Here is a 14736-nt window from a genome sequence, read left to right on the forward strand (position 1 = left end):
TCCCACTTTCACTTCGCTTCAAAGTGGGAGACTTCTTTCGGAAAGATGTTAAAAAAAGAGAGCCGACTCGTTGAACCGCCCCTCCATGGGATCGAAGAGGCGGTCCACCTTCGGCTCTCTTTAATGGCGAATCAAATAATCAAACGCGCTTAACGCTGCGGTTGCACCCGAGCCCATCGAAATAATGATTTGCTTATAGGCGCTGTCCGTGCAGTCGCCCGCGGCAAAGACGCCTTCAATGTTCGTCGCGCCGCGTTTATCGACGATAATTTCACCGAAGCGATTCCGTTCCACCGTTCCTTCCAACCATTCGGTGTTCGGAACAAGGCCGATTTGCACGAACACGCCTTGCAATTCGATATGATGTTCTTCCCCTGTTTCCCGGTCAATGTACGTCAAGCCGTTGACTTTGTCCGTGCCGGTGATTTCCGTCGTTTGCGCGTTTTTAATCACCGTTACGTTCGGCAAGCTGTACAAACGATCTTGCAAAACAGCATCGGCCTTGAGTTCAGGGGCGAACTCAAGCAGCGTCACATGGCTGGCGATGCCAGCGAGGTCAATCGCCGCTTCGACTCCAGAGTTCCCGCCGCCGATGACCGCCACGTGCTTCCCTTCGAACAGCGGGCCGTCGCAATGCGGGCAATAGGCGACCCCTTTGTTTTTGAACTCTTCCTCGCCCGGCACGCCAAGGTTGCGCCAACGGGCGCCCGTTGCGATCACAACCGTTTTGCTTTTCAACACGGCGCCGTTTTCCAACTCGACTTCAATCAAGTCTTTTTTCTCGAGTCGTTTTGCCCGCTGCGAGTTCATGATGTCGACGTTGTATTGCTTCACATGTTCCTCAATGCTGGCCGCAAGCTTCGGTCCTTCCGTATATTTGACGCTGATAAAGTTTTCAATGCCGAGCGTATCTAAAATTTGTCCACCGAAGCGCTCCGCAACAATCCCAGTGCGAATGCCTTTGCGCGCTGCGTAAATGGCTGCTGTCGCACCCGCAGGGCCGCCGCCGATCACCAACACGTCGAACGGCTCTTTGTCGGCGAAGGAAGAAGCATCCGGAGCACTCCCTAATTTGGCGAGGATATCTTCAAGCGACATGCGGCCGCTCGCGAACAGTTTGCCGTTTAAAAACACCGTCGGTACGGCCATAATCCCTTTTTGCTCCGCTTCTTCTTTAAACGCCGCCCCGTCGATCATCGTATGCGAAATATCTGGGTTCAACACGCTCATAATGTTGAGCGCTTGCACGACGTCCGGGCAGTTGTGGCAGGTCAAGCTGACGTACGTTTCAAAATGATGTTTGCCTCTGATTTGTTGAATGCGGTCCACGACGTCTTGGCTGACTTTCGGCGGCCGCCCGCTCACTTGAAGCAGCGCCAAAACGAGGGACGTAAATTCATGGCCGAGCGGCACGCCGGCGAAGGTGATGCCGGTGTTTTCGCCGACCCGGTTGACGCTGAAGCTTGGCGTTCGTTCCAGCTTCGCTTTTTCCACTTTGATTTTCGACGACATCGCCGTTAATTCATCGATTAAAGCAAGCATATCGCGGGAAACGTTGTCGTCTCCCGCGCTTACCGTCAAGACAATATCATTTTCAAGCAATTGCAAATACTGGGCTAGTTGCGCCTTGATGTCAGCATCCAGCAGCATCGCCTAAGCCCCCCTTAAATTTTGCCGACGAGGTCTAGGCTTGGCTTCAGCGTTTCCGCTCCTTCTTTCCATTTCGCCGGGCAGACTTCACCCGGATGGTTGCGCACATATTGGGCCGCTTTAATTTTATCAATCAGCGTGCTGGCGTTGCGGCCGATGCCGTCCGCATTGATTTCCACCGCTTGAATGACGCCGTCTGGATCGATGATGAACGTGCCGCGCTGCGCCAATCCTTGTTCTTCATCGAGCACATCAAACATGCGCGACAGTTGATGCGAAGGATCGCCAATCATCACGTATTCGATTTTGCTGATGGCTGGCGATGTATCGTGCCATGCTTTATGAGTAAAGTGAGTGTCGGTCGAAACCGAGTACACTTCCACGCCAAGTTCTTTAAACGTCGCGTAGTGATCTTGCAAATCTTCGAGCTCCGTCGGGCAGACGAACGTAAAGTCCGCTGGATAGAAGCAAACGATGCTCCATTTCCCCATGAAGTCTTGCTCTGTCACTTCGATGAATTCGCCGTTGTGATACGCTTGGGCACGGAATGGTTGTACTTTTTTCCCAACCAAAGACATTGCTTCATCTACCTCCTGCGACTGTTAATTTATAATAATTTTAAACCAATACTTATTATCATATAGGGGCATATGTTTGTCAATACATATGCAATGGATTTTTTCCTCTACCGAGCTGGATCAGTGTTGAGCGGATGCGCAGCGCTCATTCGCAGCTGTTTCGTCTGAACGGCCACACCGCCTAGGCCCACGAAACATCCACACGCCCCGTGCGCTCCTTCCAACTCGCCATGTTTACGGGCGGGGCTGCTGTTTTTTCAACATTTGTACGTCTTTCGGCGCCACACCGAATTCGGATGCCAACTCAAACGCTCTATATTGGGCCTCGAGCCGCACCCATTCGTGAAAGTCGACGGACAGCACATCGTTTGTCCGGTGCGCCTGCTCGCCTCTTTTGGTTTGCCGCATCGCGCTCCTCCTTTCTCTATCGCCGCACTTGTTTTCATCTTTCCCATTTTTCGCCGAAAATAAAAAAGAAACCGGGAAACTTCATCTGTTTCCCAGTTTCTCGCTGCTGTCGATGATCAAGGTGACTGGCCCGTCGTTTGTGAGCGATACGTCCATCATCGCACCGAATACGCCGGTTTCTACATGAACGCCTCTTTCGCGCAAAGCGGCGTTGAACGCCTCATACAGCGGCAAGGCATGGTCGGGCTTGGCCGCCGCCATAAAGTTCGGGCGCCGGCCTTTTCGGCAGTCGCCGTAAAGGGTGAACTGCGACACCGACAGCACCGCCCCGCCGACGTCAAGCAAGGAGCGGTTCATTTTTCCGTCTTCATCTTCAAAAACGCGCAAATGAGCGATTTTCTCAGCCAAATAGGCAGCATCGTCTTCTGTATCTTCATGCGTGATGCCAAGAAGGACGACAAAACCCGCATCAATGGCACCAACGACTTCGCCGCCGACGGTGACTTTTGCCTCTTTCGCCCGCTGGATGACCGCTCTCACTTGCATCCCTCCTTTCGCCGCCCTTAGTTGTTCATCAAGCGCTGGACGGAATAAATGTCGGGAATTTGTTTGATTCGTTCGACGACTTTTTGCAAGTGGCTCAAATTATGAATGGCGATTGTCATATGGATCGTCGCAATTTTATGTCGGTGGTCTGAGCGTCCCGAGACGGCGGAAATATCGGTGCGCGTTTCATTCACCGCCTGCAGCACCTCATTCAGCAAACCGCGGCGGTCAAATCCGGTGATCTCAATGTCCACGTTATATTCACGCTCGCCGTTTGCTCCGCTCTCCCATTCTACGGCAATCAACCGATCGGCCGCTTCTTCGGTCTTGACGTTCGGGCAATCGGCGCGGTGGACGGAAATGCCGCGGCCGCGGGTAATGAAGCCGATAATTTCATCGCCCGGCACCGGGTTGCAGCAGCGCGACAAACGGATGAGCAAGTTGTCCATTCCTTGGACGCGAATGCCGCAGTCGCGCTTTTTGCCAGCTGGCAGCTTGGCTTCGAAGACCGCTTCGGCCAGTTTGCGCTGCTGTTCCTCGAGATCGCGCTGCTTTCGCCATTTTTCCGTCAACCGATGGGCGATTTGCGCCGCTGTGATGCCATGATAGCCGACTGCCGCATACATATCGTCTTCGTTCGAGAAGTTGAACTTTTCGGCGACGCGCTTTACGTTGTCGGCCGTCATCACTTCTTTCGGCTCAAAGCCGAGGCTGCGCACCTCTTTTTCGACCATCTCTTTGCCTTTTTCGATGTTTTCTTCGCGCCGTTGCTTTTTGAAAAACTGGCGGATTTTGTTGCGCGCCTGCGACGTTTTCGCCAGTTTCAGCCAGTCTTGGCTCGGACCGTACGAATGATTGGAAGTTAAAATTTCGACGATGTCGCCCGTTTGCAGCTTGTAGTCAAGCGGCACCATTTTGCCGTTGACTTTCGCCCCGATCGTCTTGTTGCCGATTTCCGAATGGATGCGGTAAGCGAAATCGATTGGCACCGATCCGGCCGGCAGCTCGATGACATCGCCTTTTGGCGTGAAGACGAACACCATGTCGGAAAACAAATCCATCTTGAGCGATTCCATGAACTCTTCGGCATTGCTGGCGTCGTTTTGCCATTCCAAAATTTCCCGAAACCAAGACAGCTTTTCTTCAAACGAGTTGGGTTTGATCGTCTTTCCTTCTTTGTACGCCCAGTGGGCGGCGATCCCGAACTCGGCGATTTGATGCATTTCAAACGTGCGGATTTGCACCTCAAGCGGTTCGCCTTTTGGGCCGATCACCGTCGTATGGAGCGATTGGTACATGTTCGGCTTCGGCATGGCGATGTAGTCTTTGAAGCGGCCTGGCATTGGCTTCCAGCATGTATGAATAATGCCGAGCACAGCATAGCAGTCTTTGATGCTGTTGACGATGATGCGGACAGCGAGCAAATCGTAAATTTCGTTGAACTGTTTATTTTGCATCACCATTTTTCGATAAATGCTGTAAATATGTTTCGGACGCCCGGAAATTTCGCAAGGAATATGCACTTCGTTGAGCCGTTCGCGCACTTCTTGAATGACTTCCTCCAAATATTGCTCGCGCTCGGCCCGCTTTTTCTTCATTAAATTGACGATGCGGTAATATTGCTGCGGGTTTAAATAGCGAAGCGCCGTATCCTCAAGCTCCCATTTGATTTTCGAAATGCCGAGCCGATGCGCGAGCGGAGCGAAAATTTCGAGCGTCTCATTGGCAATGCGCCGCTGTTTTTCGGCCGGCAAATGTTTCAATGTCCGCATATTGTGCAGCCGGTCGGCGAGCTTGATCAAAATGACCCGGATATCTTGCGCCATGGCCAAAAACATTTTCCGGTGGTTTTCCGCCTGCTGTTCTTCCTGCGATTTATATTTAATTTTCCCAAGCTTCGTCACCCCGTCGACAAGCATCGCCACTTCCGCGCCGAACTCGCGCTCGAGGTCTTCTTTTGTCGCCTCGGTGTCTTCGATGACATCATGCAAAAACCCGGCGGCGATCGTTGTCGCGTCCATCTTTAAGTCCACCAAAATGCCCGCGACTTGAATCGGATGGATGATGTATGGTTCGCCCGATTTCCGAAATTGGTCGCGATGGGCGTGCTTGGCAAACTCATACGCCTTTTTCAAAAAGGCGACGTCTTGTTCCGACAAATAACAGCTCGCTCGTTCAAACACTTGCTCCGCTGTCAGCACTTGTTCATTGGCCATAGGGTTGAATCACCTTTTTAATCGATTAAAATTGAAGCTGCAAAGCACAGAGGTCCGTTGCGTTCATACGGTTAATAAGAAAGAGCACTCATGTGTGAGTGCCCCTTTTTTCTTTATTGTATCCGAAGATGCGAACAATGTCGACTGTTTAAAACTGCATCAGCGTCAAAATATCGTAGCCTTCCAATTTTTTGCGGCCGCCAAGCTCGGTAAGCTCAATCAAAAAGGCCAATCCGGCCACCACTCCGCCGAGCTGTTCCACCAAATCGATCGTCGCCCGCATCGTCCCGCCCGTCGCCAGCAAATCGTCGGTGATCAACACGCGCTGCCCTGGCTTAATGGCATCTTTATGCATCGTCAAGACATCTGTTCCATATTCCAGGCCATACTCCACACGGACGACTTCGCGCGGCAGCTTCCCTTCCTTGCGCACCGGCGCAAATCCGACGCCAAGCGCATAGGCGACTGGGCATCCGATGATAAAGCCGCGCGCTTCCGGACCAACGACGATATCGATTTGTTTTTCGCGCGCATATTGAACAATTTGGTCGGTCGCATATTTGTACGCCGGACCGTTGTCCATCAGCGTTGTAATATCTTTAAACATGATGCCCGGCTTCGGGAAATCGGGCACAATCGTAATGTATTGTTTTAAGTCCATGATACGTTTGCCTCCTCGTGCGTTTGCGAACGTGTCATTTCCGCCAAACAGCGTTTCAATTGCTCGTAAGTGGAATAGACTAACTGATGCTCCGCCTCGAGCTCGTCCCGCCGCCGGCGGTACGTCGGCGATTCGTGCAAATCGCGCTTCGCCGGCTGATGAACGAGCGAAATGACGCCGTTTTGTTCGTTGATAAAGTCAAGCTCTAAAAATACTTTCGCCATAAAATGAACCGTCTCTTCCGTCCAACCGCGGGCGCGGGCCAGCTCACCACCGCGCTTGGCGAGCGGAAACGAACGGTGTTGATGCAAAAAGGCGTAAAACCATTTAAAATGGTCGCGCGTCGGAAACGTGCGGAAAAATTGCGCCTCGGGCTGGGCGAACACCGCGTAAATGCGCGCCGGCCGCCCGCTGCCAAGAAGCGCCGACAGCAAGGCCAGCCGCGGCGGCACGTCAAGCAGCACGACATAGCGGTCGTCAATCGATAAGGCGCCCGCCTCTTCTTCGGTCGGCACGCAATGAAGCTCCCCGCGAAATGGCGCCACGTCCGGGCGCTGCCCAGTTTCACAGCGAAAGGAGACGACTAGCCGCTTCTCTTTTGGCAGCCGCTCAAGAAGTGGACGGACGTCGCGGCAGCCGCGGACGTCAAACAGCTGGCAGTCGCTGACCGCCAGATCACACAACGACAGCTGCGGCTTGGCGAACCCGTTCCATTCGTTCACCGACAGCTCCCCGACCGCCGAAATGCGCGCATCCGGAGCGATTTCTTCGCATAACGGCCCAAGGCCGAAGCCGATGGCATCGATCGCGGCCCCGTCTTGGGAAAAGACGGCTTTCATATGGCTCCGTTCGCCCCGACGCGCCGCATGGTTTCAACGGACGCCCCTTCAATGAGAACAAGCGGCCGCGGATTGCCGACGCCAAACGGAGCGAACCGCTCAAGACCGCGGGCGGCGTCGAGCGTCAACTCAGCAATCGAACAGGAAGCATCGATGAACGTCGGCGGCGTAAAATCGTCCTCAGACAACGTTTCGGCGGCGATGTCGTTCAGCCGTTGCCGTAATTCTTCGACATCATCAAGCGACAATGTCATCCCCGCCGCCATCGGGTGGCCGCCAAAGTGCGGCAACAGGTCGCGGCATTGCGACAGGCTGGCGAATAAGTCAAACCCATGAATGCTGCGGGCTGACCCTTTGGCGATCCCTTTTTCCCGGTCGATGGAAAGCACGACCGCCGGGCGGTAAAACTGCTCGACAAGCTTAGAAGCAACAATGCCCACCACTCCGGCATTCCATCCTTCGCCTGCCACAACCAAGACGCGATGTTCCTCAGGAGGAAATTGGCGGCGCACCATGTCCGCCGCTTCTTCAGCGATTTGTGCCACAAGCTGCTGACGTTCGCGGTTTAACTCGTCCATCTCCGCCGCCAGCTGCACCGCTTCGTTCTCATCGTCCGTCATTAAGAGCGCCACTGCCGGATCGGCGCCGCCGAGGCGCCCGCCGCGTTCAAGCGCGGAGCGATGACAAATCCGACCGTCTGTTCGTTGATGGCCGCCGCATCAATGCGGCATTGCCGAAAAAGAGCGCGCAGCCCGATGCGCTCCGTCGCTCGCAACGCTTCAAGCCCGTGTGCAACAAAGAGGCGGTTTTCCCCAACAAGCGGAACCAAATCAGCGATCGTGCCGATCGCGACCAAATCAAGCAAATGGCGCGGCACCCGCCCAAGCAAGGCATGGGCTACCTTAAACGCAACGCCGACGCCGGCTAAATCGCGAAACGGATATGTACTTCCCGGCTGCTTCGGATGAATGATCGCATGCGCCTCCGGCAACACCGGACCTGGCTCGTGGTGATCCGTTACGATGACATCCATCCCCCACTCGTTGGCGGCCGCAATTTCCTTGACCGCCGCAATCCCATTGTCGACGGTCACAATGACGGAAACGCCGCGCTCTTTTGCGGAGCGAAACGCCGCCATGTTCGGCCCGTATCCTTCCGTAAATCGGTTCGGAATGTAGAACTCGACCGACGCCCCCGCCTCCTTGAGAGCACTCACCATCACCGACGTGCTGCAAACGCCATCGGCATCGTAATCGCCGTATACCAACACGCGTTCACCCGCGTCGATCGCCCGCTTTAGACGCTGAATCGCTCGCTCCATCCCATCAAGCAAAAACGGATCATGAAACGGTTGGCGAAGCGGATTGAGAAACGCCGCCGCCTCCGAGGCCGTCCGCACCCCGCGGCGGACGAGAAGCCTCGCCAATAAGGGCGTGACGCCGGCTTCCTCAGCCAGCCGCCTCACCGCCTGCTCATCGAGGCGCTCCACCTCCCAACGCGTTTTCGCTTTCAACATGTCTCCCACCTCAACTCTCCTTATTATACAAAAAGGAGAAAAGGGCAGGCAACGACATTACGGTTTTTTTTCCGGGTTGTACGGGTTGATGTGAACCATGACATTGCGGACGCGCGGCAGCGTCAGCAGTTTTTCTTTCACTTTCTTTCCGATCCGGTGCCCCTCTTCGACCGTCAATTGCGGATCGACGGCGATTTTCAAATCGACGATGACGTAATGGCCGTGCTCGCGCGCATGCAGCTCATTGATTTGCCGCACATCGGGAATGGACAAGACCGCCTCGCGCAAATAGCCGGCCTCTTCCTCGTGAAGCACATGGTCGATCGCCGTATGGACCGACTGTCGGCCAAGGTCCCATGCCATTTTCAGAACAAGCAGCGAGACGAACAATCCGGCGAGCGGGTCGGCGTATACAAGCCAGTCAATCTCCCATTTTCCACCGACAATGGCGGCGCCGACGCCGATGAGCGCAGCAAACGACGAAAACACATCCGATCGGTGCTCATAGGCGTTGATGATCAGCGCATCGCTGTTTAGCTTTTTCCCGAGCCGGTATTTATAGCGAAACATCGCTTCTTTGACAGCAATCGACAACAACAAGACGTAAATGGCGGCCGCCCCGGGCGGCGACAGTGGGGCGAAAAATGACAGAAACGCCGAGCGCCCGATCTCGATCCCAACGAGAAATAGAAGAACCGCCACAATAATGGCGGCGATGGATTCCGCTTTCCCATGCCCGTACGGATGATCCTCATCCGGCGGGCGCGCAGCGGCCCGCAGTCCGACCCAAACGGCGAACGAGCCGGCAACATCGGACGCTGAATGGGCGGCATCAGCGATCAACGCTTGGCTTTGGCTCCACACGCCGACCGCCGCCTTGACAGCAGCAAGCGCCATATTTCCAGCGATCCCGACGATCGCTGCCGTTTTCGCCTGCCTGAACCGCTGTTCGTGTTCCATGGCCATCTCCCCACCTTTGCATTCAGCAGCCTCACGCGCTGCCTATGTTGCATCTGACGGTTAGTGTATCCATTTTCCGCCCTAAGCATTGCACCGAACAAAAAGGCGCCGGAAAAGCACATTCGCTTTTCCGGCGCGCTGTTACACTTGCGGTTCGGCCTCGGCCGCCGCTTTTTTGGCTCCTTTCCCTTTTTTGAGCTCCTGTCCTTTCCAAACGACCCAAAGCTGAGAAGCGATGCAAAGCGACGAATAGACGCCGCACACAAGTCCAACGAGCAAGGCGAGGTTGAAATTGCGGATCGCTTCGCTGCCAAAGATGAGCAACGCGATGACCGTAAACAAGACGGTCAAGACGGTATTGACCGAGCGCGTAAATGTTTGCTGCAACGCCCGGTTGACGATATGCTTCAAGTCGTCGACCGTTTTCACTTTCCGCTTTTTCATCAAATCCCGGATGCGGTCAAACGTGACGATCGTATCGTTGATCGAGTACCCGATGATCGTCAGCACCGCGGCGATGAATGTCAAATCGACTTCAAGACGCGTCAAGCTGAACACGGTAATGATAAAAAACGCATCGTGCAATAAGGCGACAATGGCTGCGAGCGCCATTCGCCACTCAAAGCGGATCGTCACGTAAAGAATGATGCCGATCGAGGAAATCAGCACAGCAATGAGCGCGTTGCGAGCCAGCTGCTTGCCGACGACCGGAGAGACGGTGCTGATGTTTGGTTCGTTGCCATACGCTTGCTTCAATTCATTTTTCAGCTTGGCAATTTCTTGCTTATCGAGCACGCCAATCAAGCGGACGACGCCTGTTTTCCCATCCGTGCCGGACAGGACGACATCTTCCGGCTTGTAGCCGAGCCGCTCGAAATAGCGGCTCAACTCTTTAGCATCGATCGGCTGGCTGCTCGTCACCTCAACGCGCGTTCCGCTCGTGAAGTCAATGCCAAGATTCAGCCCCAGGGCAAACAACGAGATGACGCCGGCGATCGTCAATGCGCCAGAGAAAATGAAAAACTTTTGGCTATGTTTGACAAAATCCCAGCGGTCAAACTTCGTCGGCACTTCCGTTTCCTCGGTCGTTTCGGCAATGTTTAAGATTTCCGACTTTTTGACGCCAAACCACTCCGGCTTTTTATCGAGCCAGCGGCTTGACACAAGCAGTCCGAGCAACAGCCGCGTGCCGTAAACGGCGGTGAGAAAGCTGACGACGATGCTGATGATGAGCGTCGTCGCAAACCCTTTCACCGAGCTTGTCCCGTAAATAAAAAGAACAGCGCCGGCGATGATCGTCGTAAGGTTGGCGTCAAAAATCGTCGCAAACGACCCGCGGTTGCCAGCACGGAACGCCGACAGCATCGACTTGCCGAGCTTCAGCTCCTCTTTGATCCGTTCGTACGTAATAATGTTGGCATCGACCGCCATCCCAACCCCCAAAATCAGGGCGGCAATGCCTGGCAGCGTCATCACGACGTTCATCCAATCAAACAAAAGCAAAATCAAATAAATGTATACCGACAGCGTAATGACGGCGATGATCCCGGGAAGCCGGTAAAACCAAATCATGAACAAGAAGATCGCCGCCACACCGATGATGCCGGCCAACACCGTTTTTTGCAGGGCGTTTTTCCCAAACTGAGCGCCGACGGACGTGGAGTAAATTTCATGCAGCTCGACCGGCAGCGCGCCGGCATTGAGCAAATCGGCCAGCTGTTGCGCTTCTTTGACCGTAAAATTGCCGACGATCGACACATCCGTCTGATTGAACACTTGGTTGACTGAAGCGGCGGAAATAAATTTCGGATCCGCTTTTCCCGCTTCTTTCCGGTAGGAGTCCACCCCTTCTTTAAAATCGAGCCAAATGACTAAAATGTTGTTTGGCGGCCCCATTTTATATACTTTTTCCGTCACCTGGCGGAACTTGTCGGCGTCTTTCAATTTCAGAGCGACGCTCGGCCGGCCGTTTTCATCAAACGACAGCTTCGCTCCGCCTTGGACGAGGTCGCTTCCATCCATAAGCACGTTGTCATTGACATCGCGGAACGTCAATTTCGCCTGCGTGGACAAAATTTCGCGCGCCTCATTTTGGTCTTTCACCCCGGCGAGCTGGACGCGGATGCGGTTTCCTCCCTCGATGTCAACGCGCGGCTCGCTGACGCCAAGGACGTTGATCCGTTTATTCAGCGCGCTGACGGTGCTTTGCAGCGTCTCTTGGTCAATCTTATCGCCTTTTTTGGCCGGCTTCACTTCATACAGCACTTCAAAACCGCCTTGCAAGTCAAGGCCCAGTTTGATGTTATGTACAATTCCTTGAATCGTCGGCCCCATCACTCCGGCGAACAAAAGCAGGAGCAGAAAAAAGGCGACGATGCGGCTTCGTTTTACCATTCTCCTTAAGATCCTCCTTCAACTTGCCTCGGCGCCGTCCGCCGCAGCGCCAAGCAAAACATTGGCCTCGCCTTCCATTATGAAACAGCAGCCGGCAAGTGTCAATTTTCCACTATAACAATTCCTTTAAAACCCGCTCCAACTCATCATCGCCGGCCGCCTGCTGCTTATACGAACGCATCGTCAAAAACATCATATACTCGCTCGGCGAAAGAGAGAAAATGTCGCTGACCAACTCATGCAGTTTTTTTTCCACCGGCCGATGCTTCCACTTGCGGGAACATAAACATTCCCACAGCCCGTCCATCGTCACTTGCGTATAGCCGAGAAGACGAAACTCATCGCACTTCGACTCGAGCGCCGGCATGAGCTGTTCGCGCAGCTTCCGGTTTTCATCCATCCCCCATACCCCCTTGTATCCATTGCCGCCTGCCAATCTTGTCATGCTTGGCCATGGGCCTTGCATATATTGTATAAAAGACGGAGGCATTTGAGAAGGCAGGGGGAGAAAATGTCTAAATTTTTACAAGGTACGGTCATTTTAATCGCCGCTGGCTTTATTACGAAAATTCTCGGCTTCATCAACCGAATTGTCGTCGCCCGCATGATCGGCGATGAAGGAGTCGGGCTGTACATGATGGCCGTGCCGACGCTCGTTTTAGCGATTACCGCGACGCAGATCGGGCTGCCGGTCGCCATTTCCAAACTCGTCGCCGAAGCAGAGGCGGCCGGCGACCGGCAGCGGGTGAAACAAATTCTCGTCGTGTCGCTGGCCACCACCGGCGCGCTAAGCATCGTGCTTCTGCCGGCGTTGATCGCTGCTGCGCCATGGCTCTCCCGGACGATGTTCACCGACCCGCGCACGTACTATCCGCTTCTTGCCATCGCTCCAATTGTGCCGATCGTCGCCATCTCTTCGGTGCTGCGCGGCTACTTTCAAGGACGCCAGCAAATGAAACCGTACGCCTATTCGCTCTTGTTGGAACAAATCGTCCGCATCAGCTTGATTGCCTTATGCACACAGCCGCTTTTGCCGTACGGCGTCGAGTATGCCGCCGCCGGCGCCATGGCGTCTTCCGTTCTCGGCGAGCTGGCAGCATTATTGTATTTGCTGTTTTTATTTAAGGTTAAAAAATCGATTCGCCTGCGGACAAAGTTTTTTCACTACGTCCAAGCCGGCAAAGAGACGTTCGTCCGCCTCATGCGCATTGCCTTGCCGACGACCGGCGGCCGTTTGATCGGCTCGCTTTCTTGGTTTTTTGAGCCAATCGTCGTCGCCAACAGCTTGGCATTGGCCGGCATCGCCGCCTCCACTGCCACAAGGCAATACGGACAGCTTGTCGGCTACGCGCTGCCGTTGTTGACGTTGCCGTCGTTTATTACGTACGCGCTTTCGACCGCCCTGGTGCCGGCCATCAGCGAAGCCATGGCGCAACGCAAGCTGCTTTTGGTCGAATACCGGATCGCCCAGGCGATGCGCTTGTCGCTTGTCACCGGCGGCCTTTCCACCGTCGTTCTTTACTTGTTCGCCGAGCCGCTCATGCGCTGGATGTACGGCACAAGTGAAGCCGCGATCTTTATTCAAGTGATGGCGCCGTTTTTCTTATTGTATTATTTCCAAGGCCCGCTGCAGGCGGTCTTGCAAGGACTGGACTTGGCGAACGCCGCCATGACGAACAGCTTGATCGGAGCAGTGGTGAAGCTCGTGTGCATCTTCGTCCTTGCTTCCCGTCCAAGTTTGGGCATTATGGGCGCGGCGCTGGCGACTGCAGTCAGCACCGTTCTTGTGACGTTGCTTCACTTTGCCACGGTCGTCAAGGTGGTGTCTTTTTCCATCGATGCGCGCGAGTACATCAAAGCGCTTGGCGCCATCATCGCTGCGGGCGCAATCGGCTATGCGCTCTCCCGCCATCCGCTTTTGGCGGTGCCCGCACCGCTTTGGACGCTGCTTGCCATGGCCGCGACAGCCGCCCTATATGCCGCCTGCCTCGTTCTGTTCCGGCTCATCCGGCGCGAAGAGCTCGTCTACCTTCCGGGGCTGCACTGGCTGGCCGGCAAAAACAAGCGAAAATAAACGTCTAAACCTGTCCGGCGGTGAATATATTGTGGTAAAAAGCGTTTGGGCCAAGGAGGGATCGCGGTGTCACGGCTTGGCAGCGCACTGGTGTATGGAATCGCCACAGTTTTTGTGTTGGCGGCGCTCGTCAGCTTCATTTTTTCGTTGTTGCTCAAATGGACGGACATTCACGAATCGTCGCTCACCTGGATCGTGTTTGCCGCCTCGGTTGTCTCGCTGTTTATCGGCGGCGTTGTCGCCGGCGGAAAAAGCCAAGAAAAAGGATGGCTCGCCGGCGGGCTGACCGGCCTCTTATTTACGGCGATCATCTTTTTGTTTCAATTTCTTGGCATGGAAAAATCGTTTACCGTCGAACAATGGCTGTACCACCTTGCCTTTTTCGCCGCTGCTTCCTTAGGCGGCATCGTCGGGGTCAATTTGTCATCGTCGCGCTATGAACGGACGTAAAAACGACAAACCAGCGCAAAAGCAAAAGGTGTCCTCAAAGCAAACGGGACACCTTTTGTGATGGAGAGCGCGATGGTAAGAAACGAGATTGCGTCTCGCTCGCGCTTTTCACACCGCCGTTCAAATCGGCGCTCAAGCTTAGACGCCGATGGCCGCGCTTTCGCTACGCCTTGCTTTCCGCCACCACTTCTCTCACCGCGGAGCGGTCGAACGTCAGTCGCGTGCCGTCGCCGGCGCGAACGATGATTTTGTCCTCATCGACCGAGTCGATGATGCCGTGCAATCCACCGATCGTGATGATTTTATCGCCTTTTTTCAAATTCGCCTGCATTTGCTGGATGGCGCGTTGCCGTTTTTGTTGCGGGCGAATGAGCAAAAAGTAGAACATCACAAAAAACAGCACAATCAGCAACAAATTGGCGATCGCTGCGTTCATGCAATCCC

The 14736-nt window shown here is 54.5% G+C and carries 12 protein-coding genes and 1 pseudogene; 2 read left to right on the plus strand and 11 right to left on the minus strand.

Going from position 1 to position 14736, the window contains the following annotated elements:
* Positions 1-120 precede the first annotated feature (120 nt).
* From ahpF to I656_RS0116395, 10 genes and pseudogenes are all read right to left on the minus strand, one after another.
* Complete coding sequence (gene ahpF, locus I656_RS03320; protein ID WP_011232051.1) at positions 121-1650, minus strand: alkyl hydroperoxide reductase subunit F; 1530 nt, start codon at positions 1648-1650, stop codon at positions 121-123.
* A 14-nt stretch (positions 1651-1664) separates the two neighbouring features.
* Positions 1665-2228 (minus strand): alkyl hydroperoxide reductase subunit C, encoded by a 564-nt coding sequence (gene ahpC, locus I656_RS03315; RefSeq protein WP_011232052.1) that lies wholly within the window; start codon positions 2226-2228, stop codon positions 1665-1667.
* A 234-nt stretch (positions 2229-2462) separates the two neighbouring features.
* The gene (locus I656_RS18770) at positions 2463-2636 is read right to left on the minus strand and encodes a hypothetical protein (RefSeq protein ID WP_020756192.1); all 174 of its coding nucleotides are present in this window, start codon (positions 2634-2636) and stop codon (positions 2463-2465) included.
* An 81-nt stretch (positions 2637-2717) separates the two neighbouring features.
* Positions 2718-3176, minus strand: a complete 459-nt coding sequence (gene dtd / locus I656_RS03305; RefSeq protein ID WP_011232054.1) for a D-aminoacyl-tRNA deacylase — start codon at positions 3174-3176, stop codon at positions 2718-2720.
* A 23-nt stretch (positions 3177-3199) separates the two neighbouring features.
* A complete protein-coding gene (locus tag I656_RS03300) occupies positions 3200-5398 on the minus strand; it encodes a bifunctional (p)ppGpp synthetase/guanosine-3',5'-bis(diphosphate) 3'-pyrophosphohydrolase (RefSeq protein WP_011232055.1) in 2199 nt (732 codons plus the stop codon).
* Between the two features lie 148 nt (positions 5399-5546).
* On the minus strand, positions 5547-6059 hold the full coding sequence (locus I656_RS03295) for an adenine phosphoribosyltransferase (protein ID WP_013144641.1): 513 nt from the start codon (positions 6057-6059) through the stop codon (positions 5547-5549).
* Positions 6050-8414: pseudogene (recJ, locus tag I656_RS0116390) on the minus strand (single-stranded-DNA-specific exonuclease RecJ). The gene I656_RS03295 and the pseudogene recJ overlap by 10 nt, the downstream one beginning before the upstream one ends.
* Positions 8415-8471: 57 nt before the next feature.
* Positions 8472-9380: a cation diffusion facilitator family transporter gene (locus I656_RS03290; RefSeq protein WP_014196411.1), complete on the minus strand. Its 909-nt coding sequence runs from the start codon at positions 9378-9380 to the stop codon at positions 8472-8474.
* Positions 9381-9515: 135 nt separating this feature from the next.
* Positions 9516-11768, minus strand: a complete 2253-nt coding sequence (gene secDF, locus I656_RS03285) for a protein translocase subunit SecDF (protein WP_020756196.1) — start codon at positions 11766-11768, stop codon at positions 9516-9518.
* Positions 11769-11880: 112 nt separating this feature from the next.
* Positions 11881-12168 (minus strand): post-transcriptional regulator, encoded by a 288-nt coding sequence (locus I656_RS0116395; RefSeq protein WP_033006357.1) that lies wholly within the window; start codon positions 12166-12168, stop codon positions 11881-11883.
* A gap of 111 nt (positions 12169-12279) precedes the next feature.
* Between I656_RS0116395 and spoVB the strand changes: the two genes are divergently transcribed.
* Positions 12280-13842, plus strand: a complete 1563-nt coding sequence (spoVB, locus tag I656_RS03280; RefSeq protein ID WP_033006359.1) for a stage V sporulation protein B — start codon at positions 12280-12282, stop codon at positions 13840-13842.
* A 66-nt stretch (positions 13843-13908) separates the two neighbouring features.
* Positions 13909-14292 (plus strand): TIGR04086 family membrane protein, encoded by a 384-nt coding sequence (locus I656_RS03275; RefSeq protein ID WP_033006360.1) that lies wholly within the window; start codon positions 13909-13911, stop codon positions 14290-14292.
* A 163-nt stretch (positions 14293-14455) separates the two neighbouring features.
* On the opposite strand, the gene yajC is transcribed toward I656_RS03275, so the two are convergent.
* Positions 14456-14728, minus strand: coding sequence for a preprotein translocase subunit YajC (yajC, locus tag I656_RS03270; RefSeq protein WP_033006362.1), 273 nt, complete (start codon positions 14726-14728; stop codon positions 14456-14458).
* Positions 14729-14736 lie beyond the last annotated feature (8 nt).

Source organism: Geobacillus sp. WSUCF1, from assembly GCF_000422025.1.
Classification (GTDB): domain Bacteria; phylum Bacillota; class Bacilli; order Bacillales; family Anoxybacillaceae; genus Geobacillus; species Geobacillus zalihae.